Below are 15697 nucleotides of genomic sequence, written 5' to 3'. Positions count from 1 at the left end.
GATCTTTGGCGATGCTATCATATTTCACCAGAGTTATTCGGCTTTCCACCAACGCTCCATAAAGCTGCTTCCATCCAGATCCAGATTCGAGCCGAATTTTTCGGGCGTGCCAACGCTTGGGCGCGTGGCAAAAACATATGAAGCAAACATCGGGATCGCGACACCACCCTGATTGGCGACGATATCCTGCATTTCACCATACATCTGGCGACGTTTTTCGGTGTCCAGTTCAGCTCGGGCCTCAACCAGAATCTTGTCGAATTTCCCATTCGACCAGAGAGATTCATTCCAAGCGACACCGGATTGGAACGCCAATGAGAACATAAGATCCTCGACCGGTCGTCCGGCCCAATAGCTGGCGCACCAGGGTTTTTTCGTCCAAACCTCGGACCAATAGCCATCGTTAGGCTCTCGTTTGACAGAAACGTTGATCCCGCATTTCGCCGCCGAGTTCGAAATCAGCGTCGCCGCGTCCACCGCGCCAGGGAAAGCAGCGTCAGAGGACGAGAGTTCGACATTCAGCGACTCCAGACCAGCCTGTTTCAGATAGTATTTTGCTTTGTCCGGATCGAAAGTCTTTTGTTCAAGCTCAGCATTGAAATACTTCTGACCGGACCCGATTGGATGATCATTGCCGACCTCGCCGTAACCCAGCAGAATCTTGTCCACCAGCTCTTGCCGATCGATGCCCCATTTGATCGCCTGACGCACGTTGTTGTCGTCAAACGGCGCGGCATTGGTCAGCATCGGGAAGGAGTAGTGCTGCGTACCGGCAACTGAATGCAGCGTAACATTTGGATCACGCGAGACAAACTTGGCCGTCTTAGGATCAACCTTATCGGCAATGTCGACCGACCCCGCCGACAGCGCCGCCATCCGTGCGGTCGTATCCAGCAGCACCAGAAGCTTCCATTCGTCCACATGCGCGACATCAGGGTTCCAGTGGTTCCCGTGACGGGCCAGATCCGCCGAAATCCCTGGCTGGAAATCCTTCAACTGATAGGCTCCGCAACCGATACCGGATTGCCAGTCAATGCTGTCACCCTCTGCCGGCAGAATGGCAAAGCGGTAGTCGCTGAGGATAGCCGGGAAATCTGCGTTACCGCCCTCAAGCTCGAAAACGATGGTGTTTGGCCCGTCCGCACGCAGTTCCTTCACACCGGCCAACAGCGGCGCCCCAGTCGAGGTTGACCCTTCTCCGCGGTGAAAATTGATCGAGGCAATCACGTCCTCGACTGTCACTGTACGACCATTGTGGAACTCGACCCCGTCGCGCATCTCGAAGGTCCAAACCGACGCGTCCGGCGAGGCCTCCCATGATTTTGCAAGTGACGGCTGCACGTTGCTGTCCGCGTCGATCGCAGTCAGGAAACCGTTCATGCCCAGGCTCAACGGAATCAGGAAACCCGCTGATATCTGCCCCGGATTGAGTTGCTCGGTCGTCCCGCCATGACCAATCCCGGCAATCATGCTGCCGCCCTTTTTGGGCGTGGCCGCAATAGCGCGATCCGCCAAAAGCGTTGCTGCACCGACGGTCATGCCGGTTGCCAAAACACCGCGCATGAACTGGCGACGATCCACCTGACGCAATTGCAGACGCTGTTCCATCTGCCGCACGTATTGAAATTTATCCATTGCTTGACCTTCCCTGAGCATTCTTCTGTTGCCCGGAAGATCACGCACCAATTTGAGCTTAACAATAACGCTACATTATGCTTTCTTTAGCGAGTTTATGCTAGCCAAGGCCCAACCACCTATGCACCAGAATTTAGCTGCAAACCTGCGTCACCTTTGTGCGGATTACCCGTCAGTGGCAGCTGTTTGCAGAGAGATTGGCATCAACCATCAGCAATTCGCCAAGTATCTCAACGGCCGCAGCATGCCCTCGCCAAACAACTTGCGCCGCATTAGCCGGTTCTTCGATGTGGGCGAACATATCTTGCTGGGAGATCATGCAGAACTGCGGCGCCACACCACCCAACTCGCCAAAACCGAGGCGGATCGGCGACGAGACCCTCTGATCGATGTGTTCCCAGGTGATCTTCAACGGCTGCGGCCATTTCTCGGATCTTATCAAGTGTTCTTTCGCGCACCGAACGATTCAACCAAAGCCATTATCAACGTTGCCTTCTTGGATGAGCGGAACGGAACGGTTTACAGCCGTGTTGTCGAAGCCTTAAGCGAAGGAAAGTCATCGACGCGCCGCTGGACAAGATGTGATGGCAAAGCCGCCTTCCGCGCGGGGCAGGTTTTTGTCGTCGATTCCGAACGCGGTCCAGACGCACCTGTCAGCCTGTACATTCTGAACAAACCCCATCGCGACAAGTCAAAGCTATTGTTCGGCACGATGTCTTATCTCGCTTCGTTGTCCGGCCGAACGCCAACCTCTTCTCCTGTTGTCTGGAAAAGAGCTGAAAACTACCGCTCAGTGCGAGAGCTGTTTTCGAAAAGCGGTATCGTCGATTTAAAAAGCACCAAACTGGATATGAGGATTCAGCAATACCTTCTCGTTGCGTCCACAGACTCTGATGCGAAGACTATTACTGAGTAGCAGAACCGCAGGATACCTGCGTATGATGGTCGGTGCCCATTTGTTTCTGCTGGTGGGAGGTGGATCACGCCTCAATAGCGAGATCGGTAAACATGTCTGATCTTACCTTTTTTGCACGTCGTGTAATTCTATCTGCGGTATACGGTGTCCTATCGCGTCCTCGAAGAGATCATAGCTGAACGCAGCGTGCGGATGGACCACGCCACTTTCAACAAGTGAATTGTCGAGAATTCGCCGATGATCGGAGCGCGCGCAATTGAAGAAGCGACCAACGCTGAGTTCCCGGCGCATGGACGAGATATATGCTCGTGTTCGCGGCAAATGGATGTGCCTCTATCGGGCCGCCAACACTGCTGGAAGCGGCAATTCTCTAGCGCCACGCCGGCTGGTTTTCGGCTATTTGCCGAGATCTCAGGATAGGTGTATCCAGTGAATCGCTGGCTCTGGCCATTCCAAAAGCTTGCGACGCATCCCCAAACATCTCAAAAGTGTCACACCCGTTCATCGGGGACTGATTGTCTGACCTGCCGCGTCGAAAAATTGCAGTTTCTCGGGTGCAAAATACAAGCCGATTTGCGTTCCAGCTTTGATCTGCGTGTCCCCGCCAAGGCGAACCGTCACCTTCTCTTCAAACCCGCAATCGACGATGATGAACATATCTGCGCCAAGATACTCGACCACTTCGACCTTGCCGTCGCTGTGACCCGAGCCAGGTTCGACCACACTGATATGTTCCGGGCGGATGCCCAGCATCGTGGCTGTACCAGTCCGATCAAACGGGCCACCGCCGCCGTTTTCCAGCTGAAACTTATCGCCAGACACGGTGCAGGGAATGACGTTCATTTTCGGACTGCCGATGAACTGCGCCACGAACAGGTTGGCGGGGCGTTCGTATAGTTCGCGTGGGGTGCCAACCTGAGCGATCTTGCCGAATTCCAGAACCACGATACGATCAGCCAATGTCATCGCCTCGACCTGATCATGAGTCACGTAGATCATGGTGCGGTTGAGGCTCTGGTGAAGCTTGGCAATCTCATACCGCATCTCGACCCTAAGAGCGGCGTCCAGGTTGGATAGCGGTTCATCGAACAGGAATGCGGTGGGGTCACGCACAATAGACCGACCGATCGCCACGCGCTGACGCTGACCGCCGGACAGGTCTTTAGGTTTGCGCTCCAAATAGGGTTCCAGCTTGAGTACCTCGGCGGCTTTACCCACGCGTTCAGCAATCTCGCCCTTGGATACGCCCGCCACTTTCAGCGAGAACCCCATATTTTCGGCCACCGTCAAGTGAGGATAAAGCGCATAGGACTGGAACACCATGGTCAGCCCACGCTTCGAAGGCGGATTGTCGGTGACGTCATCACCATTGATCAATAGTGACCCGCGCGAGATGTCCTCGAGCCCACCGATCATCCGCAACAGGGTCGATTTACCACAGCCCGACGGGCCAACGAAGACGACGAACTCACCCTCTTCGATCTTTAGGTCGATGCCTTTAATCACTTGCACCTCGCCGAACCATTTTTCGACGGAATTGAGCTCTATGCTGCCCATCAGTTCCTCCCTGCCCAATGCAGCCAGACGGCAGCGGTCCATGTGAAAGAGTTGCCCCCAGCGGGACTGCCGGTGATCGGGTCGTAATATTCGGCAAAGCCGTGGCCTGCGATCAGACGACCGGTTTTTAGGCGTAGTGCTTCGGCCTCAACCCCGTGGCCCATATCCTTCAGACCGAACCCCGTCAGCATGTTCATGAAAGCCCATGTTGGACCACGCCAATATCGGCGTTCATCAAATTTGGGCGATTTGTGATCATAGCTAGGGATTGGGTGCGGGACCGTGGTCAATACAGTTTTCAACCGGTCCAGCATTTGCTGGGATTCGATGCCTGCATACCAACACAGATAGCTTGCATTTGAGACGCTTTCAGCCCATTTGCCCGTATGCGCATTTCGGGAATCAAAGGTGCCCAACGCCTCGTTCCAAAGTGACTTTGCGCCTGCCTTGAGCCGTTCTACGTCTTCAACGAGGCCTTCGGCCCTGATCCCCAACTCCTCACTTATCGCCAGCAGATCGCGGGCCGCGCGCAGGGTTGTGAAACTCATCGTCGGATCGGCGACGCGGAAGGGGTTCTTCTCTAGCAATTGCTGCTGATCCCAGCCCGCTTCACGTCCAATCTGGACCAGTTTGATGTAGCGGTCATAATCGTATTTGGTGGGCCGGTCGGCGCTGTTCACGTGGCTCGTGTCGCGACGCTGGTATTCGCCCACGTCTGAGGCATCAATGCTCGCCATTGCGTCGTCCCAGTCCGGTGCATTGTCGCGCCCAGCCTCCCAAGGGTGGGTGGTGCAGACCGCGCCGTGGTCATCGAGACGCCATGTCATGAACCACCGATGCCAGGCCAGCATGGCCGGGAACAGGGCGCGGAGGCGGGCTTCACCAGCCGCGCGGTCTTTCTCCCATACCCGCCGGGCCATGGTGCCCGCCAGCGGTGGCTGCGTTACGCCAGAGGAGGCAATCGGCCCGATGCCGCCCCAGACATCCGGCCCTGGGAAATAGCCCGGATCCGTTTTGTGGAACAGGATGTGGGGGACCATTCCGTCCGCCCACTGGCCCGAGAACAGCGTCTCAAGCTCAGTCCAGGCGCGGTCGATATCGAACTCGGCAAAGCCCAGCGCGGCGATCGCGCTGTCCCAGTTCCATTGGTAGGGATAGAGCCCGCTGGTCGGGATCGTATAGCCACCCCGATCATTGGCGATCAGGATATTGCGTGCTGACTCTGTCGGCGAAGTAAAGTGGTTCATTTCTGTCATCCTTTGACCGAGCCAGCCGTCAGGCCTTTGGTCATGAAACGTTCAAGCCCCAGGAACAGGGCCATGATTGGAACGGTGGCAATCACCGCGCCAGCCATGAGATGTTGGCGAGGGATTTCCGAGGAGTTCAGCATTGTGACGCCTCGGGTTAGAGTGAATTTCGAGGGATCATCCAGCAGCATGAAGGCCAGAAGGAATTCGTTCCAGGCGATCATGAAGACATAGAGCGACACCGAAGCCAGAGCCGGCAGGCTGAGCGGCAGGGTGATCTTCCAGATTACCGCCAAGCGCGAGAGACCATCCATTAGACCAGCCTCTTCCACCTCGGTCGGGAGACCACGGAAATACCCCTGCAGCATATACAGCGCGACCGGGATCGTGGTGACCGGGTAGATCATGACGATGCCTAGGATCGAGTTGCGCAGGCCGGTCAGCGAGAACGCGATATAGATCGGCAACGCCAGAACGATCATCGGCACCATGTAGATCAGTAGGATCGAGCGCGAGAACGCCTTTTGCCCTTTGAACCGGAATCGCGCGACCGCATAGGCCCCCGGAATGCTGAAGGCCAGTGTGATGAAGACCGTCAGCACTGAGACGTAGAAGGACGTCCACAGGTACGAGCCGAAATTGAAGTCGCGGAACAGTTCCGTATAGCTGCGGAACAGCGCCCAGCCCTGATCCAGATCCAACGAGAAATCCAGCGGGTTCTGCAACAGCGCCTGCTGCGACTTCAGGCTGGTCATCACCATCACATAGAAGGGGATGACAACGATCGCCGTGAAGAAGATATAGCCAAAACCAGTGCAGAACCTGATCACGGCGTCTTCGAACTCGTGACGGGTCAGTTCGCCAAAGGGAAGCTCTTTCAGGATTTCAGCCATCGAAAGATGCATGACGACGGCGATCGAAACCACGGTGACCGATAGCGCGAGCAGCGTTGTGTCCGAGCCGATCAGAACCGGGCCAAAGCCGGTCAGGCAGGTCAGACCCAACAGGGCCGACACGCCCAGACGCGCCGAGGCATGACGAGCGGGAAAGCGGACATATGCCAGACCAGCCAACGCGCCCCAGAACAGGCTCAGCAGAACCTGCGGACGGAAGGCCGCGCCCGTGGCGAAGGACATGGTGACCGCAATGGTGGTAGCAATCACCACCAGCCACAGCGCGCCCAGAATCGGGCCAGTGATATACCCTTGGCGCATCACAGACCCTCCTCACGGCTGATGAATTTGAAGAAGACAAAGCTGAAGGCGATCAGGCACATCAGGATCACCACGGCCACTGCCGCGCCCGCCCCGATGTTCGAAACCGCAAAGGCCTGTTCATAGACATTAACCGTCAGCGTGCGGGTACCCGCGTTGCCACCGGTCAGCAGGAAGATGTCGTCGAACTTGTTGAACGTCCAAATGAAGCGCAGCAGGAACAGGACCGACAGGATGCCCAGTAATTGCGGGATGCTCAGCAGCCAGAATTTCTGGAAAGGTGACGCGCCATCCATATCCGCCGCTTCATACATGCTGGAATCGATGGACTGCATCCGCGCCAGAATGAACAGGAAGGACAGCGGGAAATAGCGCCAGATTTCAAAGACGGTGACCATGATCAGCGCCAGTGGGCGTTCCCCGAAGAAGTTGATTGGCTCGCTGCTCAGCCCCATCTGCACCAACAGCGCATTGGCTGAGCCCGAGAAGGGGTCGAACAGCGTGACCCAGGTAAAGGCCACGGCGATGACGGGGGCCACGTAGGGGAACAGGTAAAGACCCCGGATAAAGCCCTGCCCCTGGAAGCTTTTGTTCAGCAAAAGGGCGGCGAACAGGCCCATGACCAGTGCTCCGATGGTGCCGAAGACGGTGTAGAACAGGGTGACCCAAAGCACGCCCCAGAACTCGTCGCCGTCAAACACGCGGGCAAAGTTTTCCAGGCTGAACTCGAAATTTGTCAGGACACTAGGGCCGCTGCCGGTTACTGTTGGTTCAGACCCTTCAACCAGATCTTCGAAGGCATCCGGGTCGCCATCGACCGCAACGGGAACGCGAATACGCTCACGCTCACCACCTTCCAGCGTACCAAAGTCGCAGAACAGCTCTTGCCCGTTCAATACACAGGGGGCCGCAACGTCGCCGAGTGGCGTGACGCCCTCGGGTAGGATATCCCGGACTGTCACGCCATCGATCGCAATATCCTGACTGGAGTTGCGAAGGCGGTATTCGATCCGCAGATCATCACCCGATCCGCGCAGACTTTCACGCACGACCGGAGCAGGCGGGCGCAGGTCAGACAGGGTGAAGGGTTTAAAGCTGATCCAGAAGATCGCCAGCAATGGCAGGATCACAACCAGCGACACACTGATGATGGTCGGAGCCAGCAGCGTCCAGGCCAGACGCGCCTCGCGTTTGGCTAACGCCCCGGTTCCTGTCGGAGGGGAGGCCGAAGTCATGGGTTACCTCGAAGGGTGTTTAGGGGCAGCGGCGCGCACGCCGCTGCAGGTGCCGGGTGGTTACTGAACCTTGGCCAACTCTTCGTTCATCGCCGCAATGGCTGTGGCCGCGTCGATCTCGTCGTCAATATACTGGCGAACGACGCGGTTTATGGCCTGGCTGTTGATCATCTTCGATGCCAGCGCCAGTTGGCCTTCGGCCACGCCCCAGCGCTGCGCCACATCCAGACCGCCAACGATCTCGTCGATCATGGATTGTTCGTACAGCTCGCCCAGGGGCGCTTTGCGGTCGACACCAACAGGCAGCTCTGCCCAGGCTTCCGAGAACGCGGTCGGGTTGTCGGCATTGCCACGACGGACCGGGAACTTGCCCTCAGGCGCGATTGCAAGCGTTTGGGTGTAGCCGTCGTCCATGGCGAATTTCACGAACTCCATCGCCGCATCGGTATCGGCGTCGTTGGTGATACCGAAGTACCGCACGTCACCCCACGCCGCGCCATCCGGGTTCGAAGGACCGGACAGTTTGGTCACGATGCCAGTCTTGCTGGCCAGATCGCGCGAGGTCGGATCATCGTTGATGGTTGGCGGGGCACTGTCACGCAGACCTGCCAGCTCGTCCAGAATAAAGGGCGACCAAATAATCATCGCGGCCTTGCCGTCGAAATAAAGCTCGCGTGATTGCTTCCAGAAAAGCTCACCCGGAGGCGACGCCTTGGAGATTGCTTTGTAGAAATCCAGAACCTCGGTGGTCTTGGCTTCGTCCAGCGGCTGGAACCCATCGGGACCCACAGGCGACACTCCATTGGCTAGGAACACATGCTCCAGCACCTGGCTCATGAAGTTCTCGTCGACCTTGGTTGCCGAGACAAAGCCGTACATTTCCGGCGGGTTGTGCAGGGCCTCAAGCGCGGCCTGAATATCGGCAAAGCTGTCGGGGGCTTCCAGACCGGCCTCTTCGAACAGGTCCTTTCGGTAGACCACCATCTGGGTCCAGCCATCGACTGGCACCGAGGCGGTTTCGTCGTTGAACGCAGCCATCGCCAAAGCACCGGGGGCAAAAGTGTCAGCGCCCAGTTCTTCGATCACTTCGGTCGCGGCTTCGGTGTCCAGAATACCAGCCTCGGCCCAAGGCAAGGCGTATTGCAGCGTGTGATAGACAACGTCTGGCAGGTCACCAGCAGCAAATGCGGCCGTCGCGCGCGTCCCCAGATCGCTTTCGGTGACCGGGATCACCTCAACCGTGGTACCGGTTTCGGCTTTGAACTGGTCCGCCATCTCTTGCTGTTTGGCCAGGCGTTCAGGTTGCTCCTCAGTGGTCCAAAAACGGATCGTGTCGGCCTGCACGGATAGCGCTGTCAGCGCCAGCGCAAGTGACGAGCCAAGCATCAGCTTCGCAGCTTTGGGTGTTAGTTTCATAGGTGTCCTCCCCGGTTATGTTCACGTCAGATGGTTCAGTTTACGCGCCAATTCGTGTGACGTCAGGTTTGGTGGCCCGTCCGAGTCACCTCCGATCAGGGTGGCCTCGGCCAGCTCTCGCAAGTCTGCAGCCGCTTCGCCACGGATTTGCTGGATCAGCAAGGTCGCCAGCCGTTCACCGGCCGCGCGTGAGTCGACTGAAAATGTGGTCAGTGCGGGGCGCGCGTAGCGGCATTCAGGAATGCCGTCATAGCCAATCACTGATATGTCGCGCCCGATCTCGAACCCCTGATCCTGTGCATCCGCGCAGAATCCAAGCGCGGCCAGATCGGTCGCAAAGACAATCGCCGTTGGAGGTTGATCCAAGGCCATCAGCACCCGTCCCTGAGCCGCACCATCTTCACGCGTGCGCGCCCCTTCCTGGATCAGATCCGGATCCAAGGGCAGACCAGCAGCGTGCAAACCTTCGGCATATCCGTCACGGCGTAGATGCGCATAGTTGAACTTTGGATCGCTGCCGACAAAGCCTATGCGTGTATGTCCCAAATCGCTCAGTCGCAAAACGGCGCTACGCATCGCGCTTTCCCCGGCAATGTCGAACCACGAAGTCTCGTCCCAGTTGTTCGGTTGTCCATAGCCGGTGCGCCCATACAGAATATGAGGTACCCCAAGACTGCGCAGCAGGCCAATACGGGCATCCTTCACCGCTGTCCGCGGTAGAATGAATCCATCGGCCTTCCGTTCCTCGTAAAGACGGCTCAGTACCTTCAATGTATCTTTTTCGGAGGTCGCCGTGGAAATGGTCATGGTCCAGTCCAGGCTGCTTGCCGCTGCGCAGGCTCCAGCCAGAAAATCCTGCAAGAAGGGATTGTGCTGATCCGGCTCCTCGCTGTTGATAACCATAGCTATCGCACGAACTTGCCCGGTACGGATCGCCTGCGCATGGCTGAGCGGCCGATATCCCAACACCCGAGCCGCTTTTTCAACCCTCGCGCGAGTCGCCGACGATATATCTGGATACCCGTTAAGCGCGCGCGAAACCGTGCTTTTGGACAAGCCCAGATGCGCTGCCAATTCGTCCAGTTTCACCCGGCCCGTGACGGTTGCGTTACTTGACTGGTCACGCGGTGGATATGAAAGATTCGCGGTCATTGAAGCTATTTGTTCGCTCCGAAACCGGTTTCGGCAACAAAAAAGTTAAAAAAAGTGCAACTTGGCTATTTTTTGGACGTTATTTGAATTGCGTCAGAACACTTAAAGAACACGCGTAAGGGCTTTGTAGTAGCGTTGGGACAAGTCGCATTGGTGCGGCTAGAGCGTGCCTGTTTGAGGATGGCTACATCCCAGAAAGCCCAGCATTGGTGTTCAATAGAAACTGACGGAAAATTGGGCTGCTTGCCGCTCCAATACCGCGGGCGTTTTCTCCAACAGCTGCAGCTTCGACAACCGGAGGAATCAAACCGCGTTTGTCTTGGTTGGCTAGATAACGACGAACCCGTGAGACCAGCTCTTCCCGTATTTCAGGTGGGAATGCGCCGTCGATGAAAATCGCTTCAAAGTCGATGACCGCGCAAATAGACAGCGCAGCCTTGGCCAGTTCCTGTGCCGTGGTGCCGATCCAGGGTTCGACATAGCGAGAAATGCTGCTCCAATCCTGTGGCTTTTTCCACAAGATTACCGGATCAATACCCGCTTCGATCAGCCTGTCCTCGAGCAGAAACAGCGATGCAGTGTCGATCAGTTGCTGGCTCTCACCCAAAGGACCCGTTGTCCGCATGGCGCCCAAGGCACCGGCATTGCCTTGGTTGCCCTCAAATACGGTGCCATTCAAGGCAACGCCTCCGCCAATCATTGAGCCGATGAAGAAGTAAAAGTAGTCTCGGTACTCGGCCCCGCGGCCATAGAGGTGTTCGGCGTGACACGCGGCCGTCGCGTCATTGACCACAAAAACCGGCAGGTCGCTGAACTTGGCCACTTCGGAAAAAAAATTCACGTTTCTCCAGGATTTGAATTTCTGAGCCGCAAGCCCAGACAGGTCGTGCCATTTCCACAGCTCGAACGGTGTACCGATCCCGATCCCGCATACCCGGTCGCGGAGCTTCTGGGGTTCATTGGCCAGAAGGTCTTGCAGTCCTTCCTCCAAAAACCCGAACACAGCTTCGGGAAGCGGGTAGTCATAAGTCGTCGAGAGCTGTTGGCGTGGCTTGCCGGTGAAATCGATCAAAAGAAGATCGGCACTGCGGCGACCGATCTTCATTCCCACCGACAGGATGCCTTCGGGATTGAGTTCCATGGGGATCGAAGGTTTCCCAACTTTTCCCTTCAAAGGCGTCCCACGTTTGAGAATCTCGTCCTTTGCGAGCTTACGCAAAATGATCGACACGGTCTGCGGGGACAGGCCCGTCAGCCGCGCGACATCGGCCCCGGCGGCAGGTCCATGCCGTTGTAAAACCGTCAGAATCAGGCGTTCGTTGTGATCACGAACACCGCTCTGGCTTACCCCGCCGGTTAGTATTTTCAGCGCCTCTCTTTCCATTACCCTAAACATAAACGCCTTGTTTTCTTATGAAAAGATGCGCAGCCAAATTAATAAATAAACTTTATTTATTTATTGACACGGCGGCTAGAATCACGGTTTCTTGAGCATGACCTTCATTGGAGGATGGAGGCGCGCCTTGTCGCTAATTCGCGCGGGGACACAACAATTTTCTGGGAGGAGACTAAATGAGAAATCTATTTAAGATTGCCGCATCCGCCACAGCGCTGACTTTGGCTGCGGCATCCGCACAGGCGGCTGGAGAAACCGTTTGCCTGATCACCAAGACCGATACCAACCCCTTCTTTGTCAAGATGAAGGAAGGTGCGACCGCTAAGGCAGAAGAGCTGGGCATGACGCTCAAGGCGTTTGCCGGCAAGGTCGATGGCGACCATGAAACTCAGGTCCAGGCCATTGAGACCTGCATTCTCGATGGCGCAAAAGGCATTCTGCTGACGGCATCCGACACCAGCTCGATCGTTCCTGCGGTCAAACAGGCGCGGGATGCCGGCGTTCTGGTCATTGCGCTGGATACGCCGCTTAGCCCGATTGACTCGGCGGACGCGACATTCGCGACGGACAACTACAAAGCCGGTCTGCTGATCGGTCAATGGGCAAAGGCTAAAATGGGCGACGCTGCAGCAGATGCCAAGATCGCGACGCTGGATCTCAACGTCAGTCAGCCGACAGTGGACGTTCTGCGCAATCAGGGTTTCCTCGACGGGTTCGGCGTGGACCTGGCGGATCCGAATGTCATCGGTGACGAAACCGATGCGCGTCTGGTCGGCAGTGACGTGACCGACGGCAACGAAGAAGGTGGCCGCCGCGCGATGGAAAACCTTCTGGCCAAGGATCCATCTATCAACGTTGTTCACACAATCAACGAACCGGCCGCTGCGGGCGCATATGAGGCGTTGAAATCCATCGGGCGCGAAAACGACGTTCTGATCGTTTCGGTCGACGGCGGATGCCCCGGTGTCCAAAACGTCGAAGCCGGTGTGATCGGTGCGACAAGCCAGCAGTACCCGCTGTTGATGGCCTCGCTTGGTGTTGAGGCCGTAAAGAAATGGGCTGAAGAGGGCGTGAAGCCCGAAAACACACCCGGCAAAGACTTCTATGACACAGGCGTAGCGCTCATCACCGACCAGCCGGTTGATGGGGTGGAGTCGCTGTCGGTTGCAGAAGGCCTGGATCTCTGCTGGGGCTAAAGACAGCTCATTTAGGTGAGGCGCGCAGCAGCGCCTCATCAATCCTTTCACCAGCAAACCGAAACTTCCTGTACACTGATTTCGTGGACGCGATGCCAGCCACGAAAAGGGGGAGATATGTCTGAAGCAAACCAAAACGCCCAGGAATTCGAAACCGCCGCCAATACGTCAGAAACCGTTGCGGAGTTTGAAGATCACCGGCGTGGTGTTCTGGGGAAGTTGCAGCATCTTCTCCACGTCAATCCATCCTTTGTGCCCTTGATCGTTCTGGTTGGCGCGATCGTAATTTTCGGCCTTCTGCTGGGCTCAAAGTTCTTCTCACCCTTTGCGATGACGCTGATCCTGCAGCAGGTTCAGATCGTCGGCATCGTGGCCGCGGCACAAAGCCTTGTCATTCTGACCGCCGGTATCGACCTAAGCGTCGGTGCGATTATGGTGTTTTCTTCCGTCATTATGGGTCAGTTCACGTTCCGCTACGGCATCCCTGTGCCCATTGCGGTGATGTGCGGGCTGGCCATGGGGACCCTGATCGGGGCTCTCAATGGATGGCTGGTCAGTCGCGTAAAGCTGCCGCCATTTATTGTCACGCTCGGCATGTGGCAGATCGTTCTCGCGACAAACTTCCTGTATTCCGCAAACGAAACAATTCGCAGTCAGGATATCGAGGCCAACGCCCCGTTCCTGCAATTCTTTGGCACAAAATTCAGCGTCGGTGGCGCGACGTTTACGGTTGGTGTGATATTCATGCTCGTTCTGATTTTCGTGCTGGCCTACGCGCTTAAGCACACGGCCTGGGGCCGTCATGTCTATGCGGTGGGGGATGATCCCGAGGCCGCCGAACTATCCGGTGTGAACGTCCACAGAACGCTGATGTCGGTTTATATGTTGTCCGGATTGATCTGTGCCTTTGCAGGCTGGGCCCTGATCGGGCGCATCGGGTCGGTTTCACCTACATCCGGTCAATTGGCCAATATCGAAAGCATCACTGCGGTCGTGATTGGCGGTATCTCACTGTTCGGCGGGCGTGGCTCCATTCTGGGGTCCCTGTTCGGGGCTCTCATCGTCGGTGTCTTTACTCTGGGTCTCAGGCTTCTGGGCGCGGACGCGCAGTGGACCTTCCTGCTTATCGGACTTCTCATCATCGCAGCGGTCGCAGTCGACCAGTGGATCAGAAAGGTATCGGGCTAATGTCAGACACAACGCCAGTCGTCCAAGGCCGCGGGATCGTGAAGCGCTATGGCCACGTTACCGCCATCGACCATTCCGATTTTGAACTGCGGCAAGGCGAAATCCTTGCGGTGATCGGTGATAACGGCGCGGGCAAATCGTCCATCGTCAAGGCGATCTGCGGCGCCACGATCCCGGATGAAGGCGAGATCCTGATCGAGGGCAAAAAGGTCAACTTCACCTCGCCGATTGATGCCCGGAACATGGGCATCGAGATCGTCTATCAACAGCTTGCCATGTCGCCTGCCCTATCGATTGCAGACAACATGTTCATGGGGCGCGAGATTCGCAAACAGGGATTCATGGGCAAATACATGCGTCAGCTGGATCGGCCTGCCATGGAAAAATTCGCCCGCGAAAAACTGACCGAGCTTGGACTGATGACCGTGCAGTCAATCAATCAGGCGGTAGAGACACTATCCGGCGGCCAGCGCCAAGGCGTCGCCGTTGCGCGCGCAGCTGCCTTTGCGACCAAGTTCATCATCATGGACGAACCGACGGCGGCTTTGGGCGTGAAGGAAAGCCGCAAGGTGCTCGAGCTGATCCAGGACGTACGCGCACGTGGTATTCCGATAATTTTGATAAGCCACAACATGCCACATGTCTTCGAAGTCGCCGATCGCATCCATGTGCACCGGTTGGGTAAACGCCTGTGCACGATCGACCCCAAGGACTACACGATGTCCGATGCGGTGGCCTTCATGACCGGCGCCAAGGAACCTCCAAAAGAGGACGCAGCGTGATCGAGCAGGATGCAAAGCAAGTTTGCGACCTGATCTCCTCCCGGAGGCAGGTTGGGGTTCGGACGACTGTTGCAATCGCCGGCCCCCCTGCATCCGGAAAGTCGACCTTAGCGGAAGCCGTCGTGCAATCGCTGAACGCGCAACAGAGTTCCGCGGTTCCTTCAGCCACTCTTATGCCAATGGATGGTTACCATTTGGACAATCGCGTTTTAGAAGCGCGCGGCTTGCGTGCAAAAAAAGGCGCACCAGAGACCTTCGATGCCGTTGGGTTTTGCAAGGCGATTAGGGCGCTGCAATCCGCGCGACATGAATCCTTTCATCCCATGTTCGACCGCCAAATGGACCTGGCCATCGCCAATGCAATTGCGGTTCACCCTGAAACTCCGATCGTGGTTGTGGAAGGAAACTACCTTTTGATGAACAGCGACCCCTGGAGGACGTTAGAGGATGTCTTCGCCCTAACCGTTTTTGTCAGCCCCACATTGGAAGAACTTGAAAGCAGATTGCAGCAGCGCTGGATTAAGCACGGATTTGACCCGGAAACCGCGCTACAACGCGCGAAAAACAACGATCTGCCCAACGCAGAACGTGTGATCCGTGATAGCCGGAAAGCCGACCTTACACTGAGTCAAAACTATACCGAATTCGGGATGCGCTACGCGTTGTGAACCTGTGCACTGGCTTCAACAAGCCCTTGAGGCAGGGCCTCTGGACAGCTTCAGGTACAATCCAAGTCACCCCAATACGCGATAAGGGCACCTGA

13 protein-coding genes are annotated in these 15697 nt (G+C 56.7%); 5 read left to right on the top strand and 8 right to left on the bottom strand.

Annotation, left to right across the window (positions count from 1 at the left end):
• Positions 1 to 33: 33 nt before the first annotated feature.
• On the bottom strand, positions 34 to 1635 hold the full coding sequence (locus ACP15L_RS19875; RefSeq protein ID WP_425085512.1) for an ABC transporter substrate-binding protein: 1602 nt from the start codon (positions 1633 to 1635) through the stop codon (positions 34 to 36).
• Between the two features lie 121 nt (positions 1636 to 1756).
• Between ACP15L_RS19875 and ACP15L_RS19870 the strand changes: the two genes are divergently transcribed.
• A complete protein-coding gene (locus ACP15L_RS19870) occupies positions 1757 to 2551 on the top strand; it encodes a helix-turn-helix domain-containing protein (RefSeq protein WP_425085511.1) in 795 nt (264 codons plus the stop codon).
• A 501-nt stretch (positions 2552 to 3052) separates the two neighbouring features.
• Here ACP15L_RS19870 and ACP15L_RS19865 read toward each other — a convergent pair.
• The 7 genes from ACP15L_RS19865 to ACP15L_RS19835 form a co-directional block, all read right to left on the bottom strand.
• Positions 3053 to 4108, bottom strand: coding sequence for an ABC transporter ATP-binding protein (locus ACP15L_RS19865; RefSeq protein ID WP_425085510.1), 1056 nt, complete (start codon positions 4106 to 4108; stop codon positions 3053 to 3055).
• The gene (locus tag ACP15L_RS19860) at positions 4108 to 5355 is read right to left on the bottom strand and encodes an MGH1-like glycoside hydrolase domain-containing protein (protein ID WP_425085509.1); all 1248 of its coding nucleotides are present in this window, start codon (positions 5353 to 5355) and stop codon (positions 4108 to 4110) included. The genes ACP15L_RS19865 and ACP15L_RS19860 overlap by 1 nt, the downstream gene beginning before the upstream one ends.
• A 5-nt stretch (positions 5356 to 5360) precedes the next feature.
• Complete coding sequence (locus tag ACP15L_RS19855; RefSeq protein ID WP_425085508.1) at positions 5361 to 6569, bottom strand: carbohydrate ABC transporter permease; 1209 nt, start codon at positions 6567 to 6569, stop codon at positions 5361 to 5363.
• On the bottom strand, positions 6569 to 7804 hold the full coding sequence (locus ACP15L_RS19850) for a carbohydrate ABC transporter permease (protein WP_425085507.1): 1236 nt from the start codon (positions 7802 to 7804) through the stop codon (positions 6569 to 6571). The genes ACP15L_RS19855 and ACP15L_RS19850 overlap by 1 nt, the downstream gene beginning before the upstream one ends.
• 60 nt (positions 7805 to 7864) lie before the next feature.
• Entirely contained in the window at positions 7865 to 9220 is a 1356-nt protein-coding gene (locus ACP15L_RS19845; RefSeq protein ID WP_170693201.1) for an extracellular solute-binding protein, read from the bottom strand.
• 21 nt (positions 9221 to 9241) lie between these two features.
• A complete protein-coding gene (locus ACP15L_RS19840; protein ID WP_425085506.1) occupies positions 9242 to 10372 on the bottom strand; it encodes a LacI family DNA-binding transcriptional regulator in 1131 nt (376 codons plus the stop codon).
• Positions 10373 to 10556: 184 nt separating this feature from the next.
• Positions 10557 to 11756: an ROK family transcriptional regulator gene (locus ACP15L_RS19835; RefSeq protein ID WP_170768184.1), complete on the bottom strand. Its 1200-nt coding sequence runs from the start codon at positions 11754 to 11756 to the stop codon at positions 10557 to 10559.
• 188 nt (positions 11757 to 11944) lie between these two features.
• On the opposite strand from ACP15L_RS19835, the gene ACP15L_RS19830 reads away from it, so the two are divergent.
• The 4 genes from ACP15L_RS19830 (at position 11945) to ACP15L_RS19815 (ending at position 15602) form a co-directional block, all read left to right on the top strand.
• Complete coding sequence (locus tag ACP15L_RS19830) at positions 11945 to 12964, top strand: sugar ABC transporter substrate-binding protein (RefSeq protein WP_170380654.1); 1020 nt, start codon at positions 11945 to 11947, stop codon at positions 12962 to 12964.
• A 117-nt stretch (positions 12965 to 13081) separates the two neighbouring features.
• A complete protein-coding gene (locus tag ACP15L_RS19825) occupies positions 13082 to 14152 on the top strand; it encodes an ABC transporter permease (RefSeq protein ID WP_425085505.1) in 1071 nt (356 codons plus the stop codon).
• Entirely contained in the window at positions 14152 to 14934 is a 783-nt protein-coding gene (locus ACP15L_RS19820) for an ATP-binding cassette domain-containing protein (protein WP_170429655.1), read from the top strand. The genes ACP15L_RS19825 and ACP15L_RS19820 overlap by 1 nt, the downstream gene beginning before the upstream one ends.
• On the top strand, positions 14931 to 15602 hold the full coding sequence (locus ACP15L_RS19815) for a hypothetical protein (protein ID WP_425085504.1): 672 nt from the start codon (positions 14931 to 14933) through the stop codon (positions 15600 to 15602). Before ACP15L_RS19820 ends, ACP15L_RS19815 begins: the two co-directional genes overlap by 4 nt.
• The last annotated feature ends 95 nt before the right edge of the window (positions 15603 to 15697 follow it).

This window comes from Ruegeria profundi (assembly GCF_049800715.1).
Lineage (GTDB): Bacteria > Pseudomonadota > Alphaproteobacteria > Rhodobacterales > Rhodobacteraceae > Ruegeria > Ruegeria profundi_A.
Note: the sequence above shows the minus strand (reverse complement) of the source record. Positions and strands in the feature narration are given on the sequence as shown.